This is a genomic window from uncultured Ruminococcus sp. (assembly GCA_902785355.1).
GTDB lineage: Bacteria > Bacillota > Clostridia > Oscillospirales > Acutalibacteraceae > Ruminococcoides.
Genome location: CACZYF010000017.1, coordinates 14,531 through 32,152 on the forward strand (window position 1 = coordinate 14,531; position 17,622 = coordinate 32,152).

Here is a 17,622-nt window from a genome sequence, read left to right on the forward strand (position 1 = left end):
ATATGTCCAAGGAAAAAGAGAATAAGAAGCAGCAGACCGCTGAGCTGACCCCCGAGGAACAGGCGTTCCAAGAGCACCAGAACGCGCGTGCGGCGAAGGTCGGGAAGTTCTTCAAACGGCTGAAATGGTACCATATCGCGGCGTTCATTCTGGTTCTGGGCATCGTTCTGCTGTTCGTGATCTGGCACCTTCTGCCCAAGAAGGTGATGAATGTCGCCGTGCTGGATAAAACGGTGCTCTCTTACGCGGATGATGAGAACATCATCAAGGAGAACGTCTACCGAAAGCACCAGGGCTTATACTGGATCCTCCATCAGCAGAGATACATCAAGCCCGACGGCGAGTATTACGATTATCAGCGCGACTACTTCGGCCCCAAGCTGGACGAGGAGGGCAACTTTGACGGGGACACCGAGTTCAAGGACGCTCAGTCCACCCCCGACTTGCTGTACCTCTCCGACGCCTACGGCATGGGCAACGATACCTACGGCTACTATAACGGCGGTTCTCCGCTCAACGGCGGCATCTCCGACGACGATATGTCCTATATTTCCTTCGCGCACGAGAGCGGCGCGCCGATCGTTGCCGAGATGGCGTTTTTCAGCACGCCGCTGTCCGATTCCGTCCGCGCACAGCTGACCGCGCTCACCGGCGTCAACCCGACCAAGTGGATCGGCAGATACCTCGTCGATCTGGAGGACTTCACCGACGTCCCCGACTGGGCGCCCCCGATGTATGAACAGCAGGAGGGCGTGGAATGGCGCTTCACCGGCCCCGGTATCCTTCTGGTGTCCAACGACGGAAAGATCATCATTCTGGAACAGAACACGGATTTTATCACCAAAAATCTGCTGAAAATATACATCAACGAGGAATACCGCAAGGAATTCTCCGGCTGTGATAGCGTCAACTTCTACAACTGGTTCGAGCTGGTCGAGCCGAACTACGGCGTCGAGAACATCGCGACCTTTGAGTTCGACCTCAACGCGACCGGCATGGAGAAGATCAAGGAGGTCAGCAAGACCCCGCGCTTCTGTGCGATCTCGCGCAAGCAGGAGGAGGGCTACGCGCCCGTCTACTACTTCGCGGGCGACTCCAACGACTATGTCAACGGCAACCGCTACGGCGAGTTCCTCTTCTCTAACCTGTTCTTCAAGTTCCTGTCCTATGACCGACAGGGCGATATCTCCAACTTTTTCTGGCGTTTCTACAACCCGCTGATGCGCCACATCCTCTCCGATACGAACAGCAGGCAGTATATGACGGAGCAGTCCGAGCACGCGGAGGTCTCGCACATCAACAGCGGCAGCTTCCAGGTGCTTCAGAATGAAAAATGGCGCTCCTTAACGCTCAAGGCAGCCTCTCTGAACGCACAGGAGCCGGGCAAGGCGACCTACTCGCGCGACTTCACCTACTATGAGGATCTGATCGAGGCTGCGGGCGAGCTGGGCGTGAACTGCCTTGTCGCAAAGGATCTGTACCCGCCGGAATTCTACGCGGCGATCAGCCGATACAACAAGAATTCGGAGCATGATACCATCTACATTTTACAGCGCGTCGGCGTGCCGGACGGACTGGACGTCCGGGATTACCTCAAGGACGACGGGCTGAAAAAGTGGAGCGAAGCCGTCGTCTCGGCGGTCAAGGCGCTCCACGGCGACGGCCGCGCGCGGGGCGAGAAGCTCGGCGACGCGACCTACTTCATCGACGTTTCCGAGTATGTGCTCGGTCTTTGCGTCGACCCGAAGCTGGATAACGAGAACACCGGCAAGATCACCGGGCTGTCCGCCTACTCCTACAAGGGCGATTATGTGAAGCAGAATACCGGCGCACAGGGCTTTGCGGCGTATCTCTATGATACCGCCCAGAAGACCTCCTTCGACAGCTACGGCTACTACACGCCTGTCGCGGTCACCGCTTCTCCCGACATGATCAAGGGCATGAAGGATGTCAAGAACCAGCATGCCTATCTGTTCAGCGATATTGCCGCCGAGGACTGTGCGGAATACGCCTTCTGTGACGTGCTCATGGATAATGAAGCGATCATCGACAGCGGCAAGATGAGCGAGAGCGCCTATACCAAATATCTTAGCGTGTTCAACGAGCTGAACCGCCTCACCTCTCCTCTGCTCGCGTCGGGCGTATCCTTCTCCGATGTGAACGCTGTCTACGGTCAGGACGCCGTCAGCGAATCGGAGCAGGGCGAGGGCATCACGGACGCGCTCCGGGCCGCGAAGGACAGCGGCATTCTCGGCGCGACTGTATATGATCTCAACGATAGCTGGAGCGACGTGGGCGAGGACATGCGCTTCTTCACGGCTTCGGCATCCAACAGCTACCTCTGGCACAACACCTGCGACAGCGCCGAGATGACGGGCGTGATCGCGATGGACAGCGTGGCGCCCGGTACTCCGGGTCTCGTCCTCACCGACGACGACCTCGCTCAGGCGCTCTCCCTCTCTAACGACGCGGGCTACCTCTACATCACCCTCCAGCTCCTCGAGGAGACCGACTACAAGGAGAACGCGATGTTCATCGGTCTGGATACCTTCCAGCGCAACGACGGCGAGTATTACTACGCCAAGGACTTCACGGCGAACTCCCTCTCCGGTATGGAATTCTCCCTGCGCTTTGAAGGCAAGCAGAAGGCGGCGCTCTATGTCATGGCGAAGTATGACCGTAACCGCGGCTCAGCCTTCACCCAGGAGAGCTACAACGGCGATTACCACAAGGTCGCCGACCTGACCTACGGCGGCTTCACCTCCGGCGACACCCAGTTCTACCAGACAGGCTCCACCATCTACATCCGCCTGCCGTGGACGTGGCTCAACGTCGCCGACCCGTCAAAGAAGCTCGTCATCAACGACAACGCCTTCGCGGGCGACGTCGCGAAGACCGTCACCACCAACGGCGTGCTCGCGTCTGTCATGATCGGCGAGCGCAAGGGGGGCGACGTGATGTACGCCTTCCCCGCGGATAAGCACGACCCCGGCTACAAGGTATTCCAGTGGGATAAGTGGGAGACTGCGAAGTATGCGACGCGCAATAAGGAGAGCTTCGACATCCTGAAGAAGTATTTCCTCGGACACTCTGAATAAACTTACCCGTCACAAGTCGGGTATCATATCCATAAAACCGGTCACCGGTCACTGACCGCTGATCACTGAATGAATACAGGAGATAAACGCTTGAAGATAGAACTGATAAGCGTTATCGGATTACTGCTGTGTCTGTTGATCATAGGCATAGAGTACATTCTTCTCTATCGGCTGGCCGAATTGCAGGATGAGCATACGGCTAAGACCGAGAACATCAGGCGCAGGCTTGATATTCATGTGGAAGGGGTGCTCTACGCCCCTACCGACAGCAGCCGAGACGCTGAGATCACCGCCCTGACAAATGAAATAAACGGAGAGTACGCGGTCTATGAGATGGCTGTACAGGCGATCAGAGAGCACAACGGCTCCTCCTTCAGCGGCGACGACGCGGCGAAGGAAGCGCTGATCGAGCGCATCAACGCGCAGGTCGACCCTGTCGCGATGTATGTGAAGATGCTCGATGAGGGCGACGTCTACCACAAGGGCTACGCCTGCCGCAGGCTCGCCGACCTGGACGCGCAGGAATACCGCGACAAGATCAAGGAGTACGTCAGCTCCAAGGAGCGCGACCTCGCCTACAACGCGGCGATGGCTCTGTGCGAGATGGGCGACGTGTACGAGGTCGCTCAGTATCTGCTGAGCATCGAAAACGACACCCTCTACTCCGGCAGAATCGTCAATGAATTCTTTGCGAAATTCACCGGCGACCGCGGAGAGCTCGCCGCGCTGATCTTTGAAAAATGCAACAAATACATGAAATGTACCGTGATCAAGACGATCGCGATCTACAAGCTCGACCGTTTCAGACCCATGTACCTCGAAGGCGCCGCGGGTGACGATAACCAGATGAAGATCGCCTGTATCAAGGCGCTCGCCGCCTTCGGCTATCCCGAAGACGAACAGCTCCTGCAGATCGCCGCGGGCGACAAGGACTGGGTGAACCGCTCCTCCGCGATCAGAGGGCTTTCGCTCCTGAAAACGCAGACCGCACTGAACACCGTCAAGCACGCTCTCGGCGACAAGGAATGGTGGGTGCGCCAGACCGCCGCGCAGGCGATCACCCGCATGGATATCTCCCCGAAGGATCTGGAGGAGATCCTCGGCGGCTACGACCGCTTCGCCGCCGACGCGATGAAGAATGTACTGTACAAAACGGTCGAATGATCGGCATATATACGAACATTGAATAAACAGCTTTCTATTTGCAGTCATTCCGAGGAGGGATTTATCCCGACGTGGGAATCCCACAAAGAGAGACTGAAACGTGGGTTCGTTGCTTTGTGGGATTGCCGCGGGCTCGACGCACGTGTCGAGCCCTCGCAATGACTTAAAATAACAACGAAGGAGGGACAAACCGTGGGATTTTTGAATGCGGTACGCAGCTTTATCGTCGTGTTCAACTACTTCTGCATGGCGTTCACGCTGGTGCTCAGCTTTATCTATATCATCCAGCTCTTTGTCTCCCTGTTCAGGGTACACCGTAATTTTGACAAGACCTTCTCCGACGACTTCCTCAGCTACGTGGACAGCGACAACCTTCTCCCGATCTCTCTGATCATCCCCGCGTACAACGAGCAGGAGAATATCGTCCAGAATATCCGCTCGCTGATGAAGCTCAACTACCCGCAGTTCGAGATCATCGTCGTCAACGACGGCTCCACTGACAAGACAGGCGAGCTGGTGGTCAACGCCTTCAATATGCACAAGATCGAGACCTCGATCCGCTACCAGATACCCACCCAGAAGATCGAGGCTGTCTATTACAGCAAGAAATACCCCAACCTTCTCTATGTCCAGAAGGCGAACGGCGGTAAGTCCGACGCGCTGAACGCGGGCATCAATATCTCCAAGTACCCGCTCTTCACCTGTCTGGACGCCGACTCCCGTATCGAGAAGGACGCGTTGCTGCGCCTTTCCATGGAGTTCATCAAGGATTCCCGCACCGTCGTCGCAGGCGGTATCGTGCGTATCGCGAACGGCTCGAAGATCGTCGACGGCGAGCTCAAGGGCTTCTCCATGCCCAAGAAACTGATCGAGCGCTTCCAGATCGTCGAGTATTACCGTTCCTTTTTGATGGGACGTGTGTTCTGGAGCGCGTCGAACTCCCTTCTGATCGTCTCCGGCGCGTTCGGTCTGTTCCGCAAGCAGACCGTCATCGAGGTCGGCGGCTACAAGAAGAACACCATCGGCGAGGATATGGAGATCGTCGTCCGCATCCACCGCTATATGCGGAAGAATCGCAGGAAATATAAGGTCAAGTTCAACGAGTTTTCCGTCTGCTGGACGCAGGGTCCGATGTCGCTCAACGATATCCGCTCCCAGCGCCGCCGCTGGCAGATCGGTCTGATGGATACGCTGATCTCCCACGCGGGTATGACCTTCAACCCCAGATACGGCTTCGTCGGTCTGGTGTCGATGCCCTACAACTGGATCTTTGAGCTGTTCGGCGCGCTGGTCGAGACGATCGGCTATGTGCTCCTACCGTTCACGCTGATCATGGGAGAGCTGAACATGTTCTTCTTCGTGATCTACTTCCTCTTGTCGGTCTCGCTGGGCGTTATCCTCTCCGAGGGCAGCCTCGTGCTCGAGCAGTACACCCACCGCGCCGCGATGACCGCCAAGCAGAGCATCAGCATCTCTGTCTACGCGATCTTAGAGAACTTCGGCTACCGCCAGTTGATCACCCTCTTCCGTATGGAGGGCATCATCAAGTACCGCAAGCTCCGCAAAACGTGGGGCAAGATCAAGCGTAAGGAGTTCGAGCAATGAAGAAGATCGTTATTTCCGTCGTTGCCACCATCCTTGTGCTCTTTCTGCTGGCACAGACCGGCTTGCTCGCTCCCTTCGGGATCAAGCAGCTCTCCATCTTCGGGAAAGACCACATCAAGCACAATTACTCGGAGAATTCCAGCGAAGAGTATATGGACACCGTCAAGAACCTCAGCTACCGCATGAAGGCGGAGGGCAACTACTTCAGCGTCTACAAAAACGGCGGCTGGAGCGAGCAGTTCATGACCGGCGTCAACATCGGCGCGTCTGAGCCTTCGCTCTTCCCCGGCGACCTCACCATCAGCTATGAGACCTACCTGAGATGGTTCAAATACATCAGCGAGATGAACTGCAACTGCATCCGCGTCTACACCACCATGCGCCCGCAGTTCTACCTTGCGCTCAACGACTTCAACAAGACCGCCGACAACCCGATCTTCCTCTTTCAGGGCGTGTGGGTCAACGAGGACGACATCGAGCGTCTGGACGACGTTTACGCGGAGAATGAGAAGATCCTCAACGACTTCAAGCAGGACGTCCTGACCACCGTGGACGTCATCCACGGCAGCGCGGTCATCCCCGACAGCCCCGGTAAGGCGTCCGGCACCTACCGCACGGACGTCTCCCGCTGGATGGCGGGCTGGATCGTCGGCATCGAGTGGGATCCGAACCTCGTCATCAACACCGACGAACAGCATCCCGATATGCGCGACTACGACGGCAAGTACCTCTTTACTCAGGGCGCAACGCCGTTTGAAGCCTTCCTGTGTAGGGTGGGCGACGCGCTGATCGAGCACGAGACCGAAAAGTACCAGTTTCAAGTGCCTCTCGCCTTCACCAACTGGATCACCACCGACCCGCTGAGCCACCCGAACGAGCCGCACTTCGACGAGGACAAGGCGACCGTCAACACGGAGAACATCAAGTTCCGCAACTTTGACGCGGGCATGTTCGTCTCCTACCATATCTACCCCTACTACCCCGACAGCCTGAACTATCAGGAGGACTACCTCCTCAACACCGACAGCGAGGGCAAGGTCGACACCTACACCGCCTACCTCAAGGACCTCAAGCTGGTGCACACCCTGCCGATGCTGGTCGCCGAGTTCGGCATCCCGACCTCGCGCGGCATGGGTCACGAGAGCGTCATGGGATATAATCAGGGTCACGTCGACGAGAACGCTCAGGGCGCGATGCTGATGGGCATGATCGACTCCATCCACGCCACGGGCTACGCCGGCGGACTGATGTTCACCTGGCAGGACGAGTGGTTCAAGCGTACCTGGAACAACGTCATGTACGATATCGCCGACCGCCGTCCGTTCTGGTCGAATATCCAGACTACGGAGCAGTGCTTCGGCATCCTCGCCTTCGACCCCGGCGCGAAATACACCTGCTGCTACCCCGACGGAGACCTCTCCGACTGGGACGGCGTGGAATCCGCCGTCACGACTGACCAGGGCGAGCTGTTCATCCGCAGCGACGAGCGCTACCTCTACCTCATGGTCAAGGCGGACGGCTACGACTTCAACAACGACACCCTGTATATCCCCGTCAACACGATCGCGGGTCAGGGCAACACGACCGCGAAGGACTATAACCTCACCTTTGACGACGGCGCGGACTTCCTGATCAAGATCCACGGCGCGAACGACTCACACATTTTCGTCGACCGCTACTACGACGCGTTCAACTTCCACTTTGTCCAGTCCCGCATCCTCTCGGACTTCCCTGTTCCGAAGGACACCGGCGTCATGGACACCGGCATCTTTGACGAGATGATGCTCTGCTACGGCTACCACCTCAAGGTGGGAGGTACCGGCGCGGAGGTGCCCGATAAGGCGTATGAGACCGGCAAGCTCCAGTACGGCAACGCCAACCCCGACGCAAAGGACTACGCCTCCCTCTCCGATTTCTGCTACGGAGACGGCGGGGTCGAGCTGCGTATCCCGTGGCAGCTTCTCAACGTCATGGATCCCTCCTCCAAGCAGCAGATGAGCGACTTCAACGAGGAGCAGGTCTTTATCCCGCAGGATTTCGATTCCTTCGACTTCGGCTTCGGCTGCGCCAAGGGCAAGGAGAAGCTCAACATCTCCTTCTCCGGCAGCTACAGCTATGAGGAATGGAATATCCCGACCTGGCACGAGAGGCTCAAGCCCTCTTACTACCAGCTTCAGAAGTATCTGGAGAAATACCGCAACAACACGAAAGAATAACCGAAAGAATAACCGAAAGAATAACCGAAAGAATAACCGAAAGAAGGTGGCAGGATGAAAAGGACGCTCGCGCTGATCTTGGCGCTGATGATGCTTCTTCTTGCCGCCTGCGATCGGAAGAATACCGATAATGATAAGAACGCCGCTGTACCCGGGCACATCACGTTGCCCGATACACACGGCGTTTTTATGCCTTTTTATGCGGCGGATAACGGCTATCTCTACCGCAATATCGGCGAGAAGCAGGGCGAGCTGTTCTATGTCAAGGGCGTGAACATGGGACTGACCGAGCCGCACACCGATCTCAGCTCCCCCGATATCACCTACGATACCTTCATGGACTGGTTCGGGAAGATCGCCGCCATGAACGCCAACACCGTGCGCGTGTTCTCACTGATGAACCCCGATTTTTACCGTGCCTTCTCCGATTATAATGAGCAGAACGCGGATCACCCGCTCTATCTGATCCAGGGGATCTGGTTTTCCGAGGATCTGATGTATCAGCTCACGGACGCGCTCGAGAGCGATCAGATATTGATCTCAGCCTTCAAGCGCTCCGTCACGGAGACGGTCGACGCGATCCACGGCTCCAGCGACGATACCGCCTACGGAAAGTATGATCCCGCGATCTATGACCGCGATATCTCCGACTATGTCGTCGGTTACATCTTAGGGCTGGAATACCCCGCCGCCTTTGTGGAGGAGACCAACGCCTCCCACCCCGATATGGCGGACTACAGGGGCGAGTATCTCTCCACCGCGGAGGGCTCGAGTCCCTTTGAAGCCTTTCTCTGTGAGGTCGGCGACACGCTGATCACTCATGAGAGCGGAACCTATTCCTGCCAGATACCCGTTGCCTTCCTGAACTGGCAGACGCTCGACACCCTGAGCCATACCGCTGAGCCGTTCCCCGAGGAGGAGGACGCCCGGAGCGTTGATACGGAGAAGATCAAGCCCCTGTCCGACTACTACGCCGGGCTGTTCGCGGCGGTGGACGTCTACCCCTACTATCCCGAGTTCATGAATCATCAGAAGGCATATACCGAGGCAGAGGATAACTACCTCGCCTACCTCAACGAGCTGAAAACGCAGTACACAGTCCCGCTTCTGATCGCGGAGTACGGGTTGAGCACCTCGCGCGGGATCGCGCATACCGGCATCAACGGCTATCAGCAGGGCGGTCTGACCGAGCAGGAGCAGGGCGAGCTGGATGCGCGGATGGCGCGGGATATCTGTGAAGCGGGCTGCTGCGGAGGACTGCTCTTCTCCTGGCAGGACGAGTGGTTCAAGCGCACCTGGAACATGGAGATGTACTACCCGCCCAAGGCGATCGACCGCACCCATGACCTCTCCTCCGCGGAGCAGAGCTACGGCGTGCTCGCCTTTGACGCCGCCGCCGCTTATCCCGACGGAGACGCCGCCGAGTGGAACGAGACAACCGGCGTCGGTGAGAGCCGCGTCTGCGCGCGCTATGACGCGGAGTACCTGCACCTTCTGGTCTCTCTGCCGGACGGCTTCGACTTTGATGCCGACAGCTACTATATCCCCATACAAGTGACAGGCGAGGGCAGCACCTTCAAGAAGGACAGCGCTCTGAGTTTCTCCGAGCCGGTTGATTACCTCATCGAGATCAAGGGCAGGGACGCGACCCGCGTGCTCTGCGACCCTGTGCGCGACGTCTTCTATTACCGCCAGAACGTGCTCCGCAAGATCTTCGGCAAGGACAAAGCCGCTCCCGCTGAGAAGAACAGCGGCGACTACCATCCGATCTATATGCTCACCTCTAACGAAATGTACCTGCCCGACGAGAAGCGAACGATCGAGCCGCAGTACTATGAGACCGGAAAGCTGACCTACGGCAACGCGAACCCGGAGAGCGACGAGTATAACTCGCAGGCGGACTTCTGTCTTGCGGGCAACAAGCTCGAGCTACGGATCGCGTGGTATCTCCTCGGCATCAAGAACCCCCGCACGATGGCGTGTATCGGTGAGCTGAGCGGAGAGAATATCACCTTCTCGACCTTCGAGCACCTCAAGCTCGGCGCGGGAGAGGACGGCGAGATCACGCTCTATGACACAGGCTTTACGGGGCTGAAAAACATCGCCTATCAACAGCGGCTCAAGCGCTCCTACGGCATCCTGACCGAGGCCTTCGCCGCTTTACCGACATTTGAAACAGATAAGAAAAGCTAGGGTGACGGATTACTCCTGTCACCCTAAACTATTTCCATAAAACATACAAACTTTTCCGATCATGTTTCTTCCACCCTGATCATGTAATACTGTTATGTAGTGACCGTTTGTCAATAGGCAAAAGTCACAAATGTAAAAAAGAATAAAAAATGAGATAGGGAAAGGGGAGAGGACTGCCAATTGACCTTGGAATAATCGGCGATACAGTCCAATGCCTCGAGATACTTTCCTTCAAATAATGGCAGGGGCTGTCGCAAGTGTTGCGGCAGCCCCTTGTCGGTGAGAGGGTTCTTTTACCAAGAGCGGCGATCAAGCGGCGGTAACGTTGAGGGCGCTGTCGACGGTGACGGTCAGGTTGACGGGGACCTGTACGTTATCATCGGTGTTATAGTACAGGGTGACGTGGCTGGTGCCGGGCGTTACGCCGTAAAACTGGAAATCGTACTGCTGCTGATTAAAGTTATAGTCGCAGCGGAGCAGGAAGTTGAGGTTGTCCGCCTTGTACGTCCAGTCGAAGCCGTAAGAGGTCTTGCCGTTAGCGTAGAAGTGGTAGGGTGTTCCGCTGTTCGCGGGAGCGACGCGCTTGGTGTCGATGTAGATACGCTCGCCGTTTACGTTGTCGATACGGTCTTTAACAGGAGCCTGAGTCGGGGCGGGAGCAGGAGCGACAGTACTCGGCTGAGCGGGCTGTGCTGCGGGCGCGGACTGAAAGGTCTGCTGAGCCGCGGTTTTCTGAGCTGCGACCTGCTGAGTTGCGACCTGCTGAGTTGCGGCCTGCTGAGTTGCGGTTTTCTGAGCTGCGGTCTGCTGAACGGCTGTTTTCTTCACGCTTGCCGCCTTGACGGGGGCAGCCGCCTTGACGGAGATCGCGGTGGTGGGGGCGGCGGTCTTGGTGAGCTTCGGAGCGCTCATCACGCCGAATACCATCGCGCCCGAGGCGATGACCGCGACCAGCGCGGCGGCGACGGTACCGATGATGAATTTGCGGCTTCTTGCCTTTGATCTCTTCATCGCCGTGAGGATTCTTTCTCTCTCGTCGTGTCTGTTGTTCTGAAAGTGTCTGCCGGTGTAGTTGTTCATGTTAGTCATTTTGATTCCCTCCTGATTTTTGTTTATTATTGTTTTGGTAAATGACTGTTGTTGTGCCGTCGGTGTTGTTTATTCAGTCTTTTCGATCGGCGGCTTGGGTCGAGCTTTAAGCTCGTTCCCTTGACTGTGGCTATAGCATAACATACCCACTATGACAACAGTATGACAAAAATCGGGGAAAATGGGAAAAAATGAAAAAATATTATTTCCTCCTTTATCGGGTGAATGTACTTCGGCCGACACGAGCAAACGGGGATAAACGGATTAAAAAGATACTCCTAACCGATCTTTATTATGCCGGCGGCCATATCGTAGGAGGGACGCTCCCTGCGGCTTGCATTTTGACTGTTACATTTCAACAAAACCGAACCACATATTCTATACAATCTTCGGGTTGTTTTTCGGGAGTGCGTTGTGGTATAATCTAATACCAAACTATGAAAACAGAACCAGAGGAGAACTATGGATTATTCGGTAACACTATCGCAGTTATACGGTATCAAGGAAGAATACGCGCAGAACATCATCGCCCTGCTCGACGACGGCAACACCATCCCCTTCATCGCCCGTTACCGTAAGGAGATGCACGGCTCGATGGACGACCAGCTGATCCGCGAATTCAGCGAAAAGCTGGATTACCTGCGCGGACTCGATAAGCGCAGGGATGAGATCCGCGAGCTGATACGCGGTCAGGAGAAGCTGACCGGCGAGATCGGCGCCGCCCTCGACAAGGCGCAGACGCTCAGCGAGCTGGAGGATATTTACCGTCCCTTCAGACCTAAGCGCAAGACCCGTGCCTCAGTCGCAAAGCAGCGCGGACTCGAGCCCCTCGCCGCAGAGATCATCAAACAGGAGAAGGGCTTCGATCCGATGAAGGCAGCCGAAGGCTACGTCAGCGAGGAGAAGGAGGTACCTACCGCTCAGGACGCGATCGCCGGGGCGATGGACATCATCGCCGAGATGCTCTCCGACAGCGCGACGATTCGTAAGCATCTGCGCCCGATCTTCAAGAACAGCGGCCTGTTGAAGTCGACCGCCGCCGACGCGGAGCGGGACAGCGTGTACGCCAACTATTACGATTATTCCGAGGCGGTCAAAAAGATCGCCGGTCACCGGATCCTCGCCGTGAACCGCGGCGAGAAGGAGGGCTTTTTGAAGGTCGGGATCGTCCTCGAGCCTGCGCTCGCGCTGAACGTCATCTACAGGGCACTCGATAAGGGAACGAACCCCCTGTGCTCCGATATCCTCAGAGCCGCCGGCGAGGACGCTTATACCCGCCTGATCTTCCCCTCTATCGAGCGCGAGATACGCGCCGAGCTGACCGAGAACGCCTCCGAGAGCGCGATGAAGGTCTTTGCGACGAACCTCAAGCAGCTTTTGATGCAGCCGCCCGTAAAGGGCAAGACCGTGCTCGGGCTCGACCCCGGCTACCGCACGGGCTGTAAGGTCGCTGTCGTCGACGAAACCGGTAAGGTGCTCGATACCGCGGTCATCTACCCGACTCACTCCGAGCAAAAGATCGCACAGTCGAAGAAGAAGCTGCTGGAGCTGATCAAAAAGTACAACGTCGATATCATCTCCATCGGCAACGGTACCGCGAGCAAGGAGACCGAGATGTTCGCCGCCGAGGCGATCAAGGAAGCCGATCACGCGGTCTGTTACATGGTCGTCAGCGAGGCGGGAGCTTCCGTTTACTCTGCCTCAAAGCTCGCCGCAACCGAGCTGCCCGAGCTCGATCTGACGCTGCGCAGTGCCGTTTCGATCGCAAGAAGATTACAGGATCCCCTCGCCGAGCTCGTCAAGATCGAGCCCAAGGCGATCGGCGTAGGTCAGTACCAGCACGATATGCCGCAGAAGCGTCTCGGCGAGACCCTCGACGGCGTAGTCGAGGACTGCGTCAACTCCGTCGGCGCCGACCTGAATACCGCGTCCCCCGCGCTGCTGCTGCGCGTGTCGGGGCTGAACGCGACCGTGTGTAGGAACATCGTCGCCTACCGAGAGGAGCACGGTGCCTTTAGTACCCGCGCGGAGCTGAAGAAGGTGCCGAAGCTCGGCCCTAAGGCGTTCGAGCAGTGCGCGGGCTTTCTCCGCGTGCCCGAGAGCCGTAATCCGCTGGATCATACCGGCGTTCATCCCGAGAGCTACGCGACTGCCAAGGAGCTGTTGAAGCTCGTCGGCTATACGGATAAGGAGATCGGGGAGGCGAAGTTTTCCGACCTGTCCGCGAGGGTGAAGGAGCACGGCACCAAGGAGCTTGCCGCAAAGCTTAATATCGGCTTGCCTACGCTCGACGATATCGTCAAAGAGCTGTCGAAGCCCGGCCGCGACCCGCGCGACGAGATGCCTAAGCCCCTGCTGCGCTCGGATGTCCTCGACATCAACGACCTCAGGGAGGGCATGGAGCTGACCGGTACGGTGCGCAATGTCATCGACTTCGGCGCGTTCGTGGATATTGGCGTCCACCAGGACGGACTCGTGCATATCTCGCAGATCTGCGACCGCTTCATCAAGCACCCGTCCGAGGTGTTGAAGGTCGGCGATATCGTGAAGGTGAAGATCCTCTCGGTCGATACGAAGAAGGGACGTATCTCGCTGACGATGCGCGGATAAACAGGTTGATATACAATATATAAACGGAGGGATCCCGGAGCGGAGGGGTCGTTTGCGGCGATCATAAAAATCGCCCTAAAAAGCGGAAAGGTATTTATCTATGAAAACATACGGGTTCTACGGTTGGCAGACAGCTGATTGTAAAGACAAAAACGGGCTGACTCCCCGCGATTATTACGACCTGCTCTCGGGTATCTGGAGCGCCGAGACCTGCGCCCCCAGGATGCGGGGCGAGTGGTCAAGGGATAATAAGACCCGCGGTCAGTGCTCTGTTACGGCGTTCCTGATACAGGAGCTTTTCGGCGGAAAAGTGTACGGCGTGCCGCTGAAGGACGGCAACTACCACTGCTTCAACGATGTAGACGGCTGCGTCTTTGACTTGACGAGCGAGCAGTTCGGCAACGTCAGACTGAACTATGATGACTGTTCCGAGCAGTTTCGAGCGGCGCACTTCTCCAAGGATGAGAAGCGGCAGAGATATGAGCTTTTGAAAGCGCGGCTGAGCGAGATAACGCCGGTCATCCGTCCCATGCGTATGGAGAATCTCCCGCGTTACGGCGAGATCTACGCCGAGGCTTTCGCGGGCGAGCCGTGGAATGATCCGTGGGAGAGAAAGGACGCTGAGATCCATATCGGCGAGCTGCTTGAGTCAAAACAGGCGTACGGGCTCGAATATCTCACAGACGGTGAGGTCGCGGGCTTCATCCTGGGCACATCCATGCTGTTCCATTACGGCAGAACGTTCGAGATCAACGACCTTGCCGTAGCTCCTGTGTATCAGCGTCAGGGTATCGCGCGGCGGCTGCTCACCCACTGTATCGCGGATGTGAAGGCGCAGGGGATGGTCGCGATCCATCTGATCACCGCGGGGAAGGGAGCCCTACCTAAATTCTATGAGGATTTCGGCTTCGGCAGAGAGACCGAAGTGATCCTGATGGGACTGGAATGTTAATACTAATCCTTGATAAAAAGATTTAATCAGATATTAGTGATATATTTCGGATAGCGCGACGGGAGACGCAGACAGGCTGGCGCCTGTCAAGGAGCTTTATTAAGGATTAGTATAAGATATGAAACGGGTCAGGCAAGACGACGTCAAGCCTGACCCGCTTTTAATCAGCGCGGGATTTTTGAAAAAAACAGAAAAATATATTGACAATGTGTCAGAATGGTTGTATCATATAGTTGCTGACAATGTGTCAGAATATGAATAACAGGTGATAATATGCCCAAGGGCTCACCCGAGCTGACAAACGCTCGTAAGGAAGAGATCATCGCCGCGTGTAAAGCGCTCTACAGAGAACTCAGCTTTAAGGAGATCACGATCATGAGGATCGCCGACGCTACCACCTTCTCACGTGCGTCGATCTACAATTATTTTGAAACGAAAGAAGAGATCTTTCTGGCGATCTTACAGAAGGAATATGAGCTGTGGGTCGCCGACCTCGACGAGATCATCAACAGCAATGACAGCATGACGCGGGATAGGATCGCAAAGCTGCTTGCCGGGTCGCTGGAAAAGCGAGAGCTGCTCTTAAAGCTCATGAGCATGAACCACTACGATATGGAGGAGAACAGCCGACAGGAGCGCCTGCGCGAGTTCAAGGTTGCCTACGGCGCCTCGCTCAGAGCGGTCGACAGGCTGTTACAGAAATTCTGCACCGATATGGGCGAAAGTGCGCGAGAGGCGTTTATTTACTCCTTCTTCCCGTTTATTTACGGCATCTATCCCTATGCCGTCGTGACCGAAAAGCAGAAGCAGGCGATGGAGAGCGCCGGGGTAGGCTATTCTTACCACAGCATTTTTGAGCTTGCCTACACCTGCGCGAAGAAATTACTGGAGAACTGATATGAGCATCACGGTCAATATCTATTATACGGGAGAGAATGATAACGCGCGAAGGTTCGCGGAAGAAATGGAGCGCTCCGGTACGGCTGATCTGATCCGTGCCGAGGACGGCAACCTGCGGTATGAGTATTTCATCCCGTTCAGGGATCAAACGACCGTTCTTTTGATCGACAGCTGGCGGGATCGGCGCTCTCTTGACATCCACCACGCATCGCCGATGATGGGGACGATCGCCGCTCTTCGTGAGAAATACGATCTGCATATGCGCGTCGAGCGGTACATTACCGATGACGACGGATTTACCGAGAATGATAAAAAATATATAAAGGAGTAATGTGACATGAAAGAAAAGATCGTACAGACCGCCGGCAGAGATCAGCTCGGCGAATTTGCGCCGACCTTCGCTCACCTCAACGACGACGTGCTCTTCGGCGAGGTATGGAACGAAGAGGCGATCGACGTCAAGACCAAGTGTATCATCACCGTCGTATCCCTGATGGCGTCGGGGATCACGGATTCTTCGCTGGCCTATCATCTGCAAAACGCTAAGGCTCACGGCGTAACAAAGGAGGAGATCGCCGCGATCATCACCCACGCGACGATGTACGTCGGCTGGCCGAAGGGCTGGGCGGTGTTCCGTCTGGCGAAGGAAGTCTGGAGTGAGGAGAAGCCCGCCCTGACCGAGAAAGAGAAGTTTGAAAACACGATCTTCTTCCCCGTCGGCGAGCCTAATCCCTACGGCGAATTTTTCGTAGGCCAAAGCTACCTTGCGCCGATCTCGACCGAGCAGGTACCGATCTACAACGTGACCTTCGAGCCGGGCTGCCGCAACAACTGGCATATCCATCATGCGTCATCCGGCGGCGGACAGCTGCTGATCTGCGTCGGCGGTCGCGGGTACTATCAGGAGTGGGGCAAGGAAGCTGTCGAGATGACGCCCGGCACGGTCGTCAACATCCCGCCCGAGGTCAAGCACTGGCACGGCGCGGCGGATGACTCATGGTTCTCACACCTGGCGATCGAGGTCGAAGGTGAGAACGCCTCCACCGAATGGCTGGAGCCTGTTTTCGCCGATGATTATAACAAGCTCGGATAAGGAATATGTCACATGAATAAAAGAGCTTCATTGTTAAAAGTATTTGCAGTATTATTGATGGTTGTATTCGTTTTCACGTTCGCTGCGTGCGGCGGCTCCAAGACAGAAACACAGCCGCAGACCGAGCCACAGTCAACGAGCTCCGAGACGAAATCGCCTGAAGCAAAGCAGGCTGAAACTGCCGCTGAGAATGAGCAAGCCGCCTCAGAGCCGGCGGCGAACGGGAGTAAAACGCTGGTCGTCTACTTCTCCGCCACAGGTACCACCAAGGGCGTTGCGGAGCAGATCGCCTCGGCGGCGAACGCCGACACCTATCAGATCCTTGCTGCTCAGGAATATACTGCGGATGACCTGAACTGGAACGATCAGAACAGCCGAACTACCATCGAGCAGAACGATAAATCCGTCCGCCCCGCGATCGGCAGCGAAACGATCTCTCTCGACGGTTATACGACCGTATTCATCGGCTATCCTATCTGGTGGGGCGAGGAACCGCGTATCATGGATACCTTCGTCGAAAGCTATGATTTCTCGGGCAAGACCGTTATTCCGTTCTGCACCTCCGGCGGCTCGGGAATCGGCGCGAGCGGTACGAATCTCGCGGCGAACGCGGGCAGCGGCAACTGGCTCGAGGGCGAGCGCCTGAGCGGCTCGTCGGATATCGCGGGCTGGATCGCAGGCTTGAACCTGCAATGATCAAAA

The 17,622-nt window shown here is 56.5% G+C and carries 12 protein-coding genes; 11 read left to right on the plus strand and 1 reads right to left on the minus strand.

The features are described 5' to 3' along the window. Positions 1–2: 2 nt before the first annotated feature. From R2I50_RS05555 to R2I50_RS05575, 5 genes are all read left to right on the plus strand, one after another. Complete coding sequence (locus R2I50_RS05555) at positions 3–3,098, plus strand: hypothetical protein (protein WP_316608167.1); 3,096 nt, start codon at positions 3–5, stop codon at positions 3,096–3,098. Between the two features lie 90 nt (positions 3,099–3,188). Further along, positions 3,189–4,262 carry a HEAT repeat domain-containing protein gene (locus R2I50_RS05560; RefSeq protein WP_316608168.1) on the plus strand — a complete coding sequence of 358 codons (1,074 nt, stop codon included), beginning with the start codon at positions 3,189–3,191 and terminating at the stop codon, positions 4,260–4,262. A 192-nt stretch (positions 4,263–4,454) separates the two neighbouring features. Beyond that, the gene (locus R2I50_RS05565; RefSeq protein ID WP_316608169.1) at positions 4,455–5,867 is read left to right on the plus strand and encodes a glycosyltransferase family 2 protein; all 1,413 of its coding nucleotides are present in this window, start codon (positions 4,455–4,457) and stop codon (positions 5,865–5,867) included. After that, complete coding sequence (locus R2I50_RS05570; protein ID WP_316608170.1) at positions 5,864–8,083, plus strand: family 2 glycosyl transferase; 2,220 nt, start codon at positions 5,864–5,866, stop codon at positions 8,081–8,083. Before R2I50_RS05565 ends, R2I50_RS05570 begins: the two co-directional genes overlap by 4 nt. Positions 8,084–8,137: 54 nt before the next feature. Next, on the plus strand, positions 8,138–10,276 hold the full coding sequence (locus tag R2I50_RS05575; protein WP_316608171.1) for a hypothetical protein: 2,139 nt from the start codon (positions 8,138–8,140) through the stop codon (positions 10,274–10,276). Positions 10,277–10,585: 309 nt separating this feature from the next. On the opposite strand, the gene R2I50_RS05580 is transcribed toward R2I50_RS05575, so the two are convergent. After that, positions 10,586–11,365, minus strand: coding sequence for a hypothetical protein (locus R2I50_RS05580; RefSeq protein WP_316608172.1), 780 nt, complete (start codon positions 11,363–11,365; stop codon positions 10,586–10,588). Between the two features lie 462 nt (positions 11,366–11,827). On the opposite strand from R2I50_RS05580, the gene R2I50_RS05585 reads away from it, so the two are divergent. From R2I50_RS05585 to R2I50_RS05610, 6 genes are all read left to right on the plus strand, one after another. Beyond that, positions 11,828–13,975, plus strand: a complete 2,148-nt coding sequence (locus tag R2I50_RS05585; RefSeq protein WP_316608173.1) for a Tex family protein — start codon at positions 11,828–11,830, stop codon at positions 13,973–13,975. A 100-nt stretch (positions 13,976–14,075) separates the two neighbouring features. After that, entirely contained in the window at positions 14,076–14,927 is an 852-nt protein-coding gene (locus R2I50_RS05590) for an N-acetyltransferase (protein ID WP_316608174.1), read from the plus strand. Between the two features lie 273 nt (positions 14,928–15,200). Continuing rightward, positions 15,201–15,824: a TetR family transcriptional regulator gene (locus tag R2I50_RS05595; RefSeq protein WP_316608175.1), complete on the plus strand. Its 624-nt coding sequence runs from the start codon at positions 15,201–15,203 to the stop codon at positions 15,822–15,824. A 1-nt stretch (position 15,825) separates the two neighbouring features. Continuing rightward, on the plus strand, positions 15,826–16,158 hold the full coding sequence (locus tag R2I50_RS05600) for an antibiotic biosynthesis monooxygenase (RefSeq protein WP_316608176.1): 333 nt from the start codon (positions 15,826–15,828) through the stop codon (positions 16,156–16,158). Positions 16,159–16,164: 6 nt separating this feature from the next. Then, a complete protein-coding gene (locus tag R2I50_RS05605; protein ID WP_316608177.1) occupies positions 16,165–16,920 on the plus strand; it encodes a carboxymuconolactone decarboxylase family protein in 756 nt (251 codons plus the stop codon). 57 nt (positions 16,921–16,977) lie between these two features. Continuing rightward, on the plus strand, positions 16,978–17,616 hold the full coding sequence (locus tag R2I50_RS05610; RefSeq protein WP_316608178.1) for a flavodoxin: 639 nt from the start codon (positions 16,978–16,980) through the stop codon (positions 17,614–17,616). Positions 17,617–17,622 lie beyond the last annotated feature (6 nt).

Excerpts from the sequence above, each read along its gene's own strand:
- R2I50_RS05580 (WP_316608172.1), bottom strand. The coding sequence starts at position 11,365 with ATGACTAACATGAACAACTACACCGGCAGACACTTTCAGAACAACAGA.
- R2I50_RS05605 (WP_316608177.1), top strand. The coding sequence starts at position 16,165 with ATGAAAGAAAAGATCGTACAGACCGCCGGCAGAGATCAGCTCGGCGAA.
- R2I50_RS05600 (WP_316608176.1), top strand. The coding sequence starts at position 15,826 with ATGAGCATCACGGTCAATATCTATTATACGGGAGAGAATGATAACGCG.
- R2I50_RS05570 (WP_316608170.1), top strand. The coding sequence starts at position 5,864 with ATGAAGAAGATCGTTATTTCCGTCGTTGCCACCATCCTTGTGCTCTTT.
- R2I50_RS05585 (WP_316608173.1), top strand. The coding sequence starts at position 11,828 with ATGGATTATTCGGTAACACTATCGCAGTTATACGGTATCAAGGAAGAA.
- R2I50_RS05595 (WP_316608175.1), top strand. The coding sequence starts at position 15,201 with ATGCCCAAGGGCTCACCCGAGCTGACAAACGCTCGTAAGGAAGAGATC.
- R2I50_RS05575 (WP_316608171.1), top strand. The coding sequence starts at position 8,138 with ATGAAAAGGACGCTCGCGCTGATCTTGGCGCTGATGATGCTTCTTCTT.
- R2I50_RS05610 (WP_316608178.1), top strand. The coding sequence starts at position 16,978 with ATGGTTGTATTCGTTTTCACGTTCGCTGCGTGCGGCGGCTCCAAGACA.
- R2I50_RS05590 (WP_316608174.1), top strand. The coding sequence starts at position 14,076 with ATGAAAACATACGGGTTCTACGGTTGGCAGACAGCTGATTGTAAAGAC.
- R2I50_RS05555 (WP_316608167.1), top strand. The coding sequence starts at position 3 with ATGTCCAAGGAAAAAGAGAATAAGAAGCAGCAGACCGCTGAGCTGACC.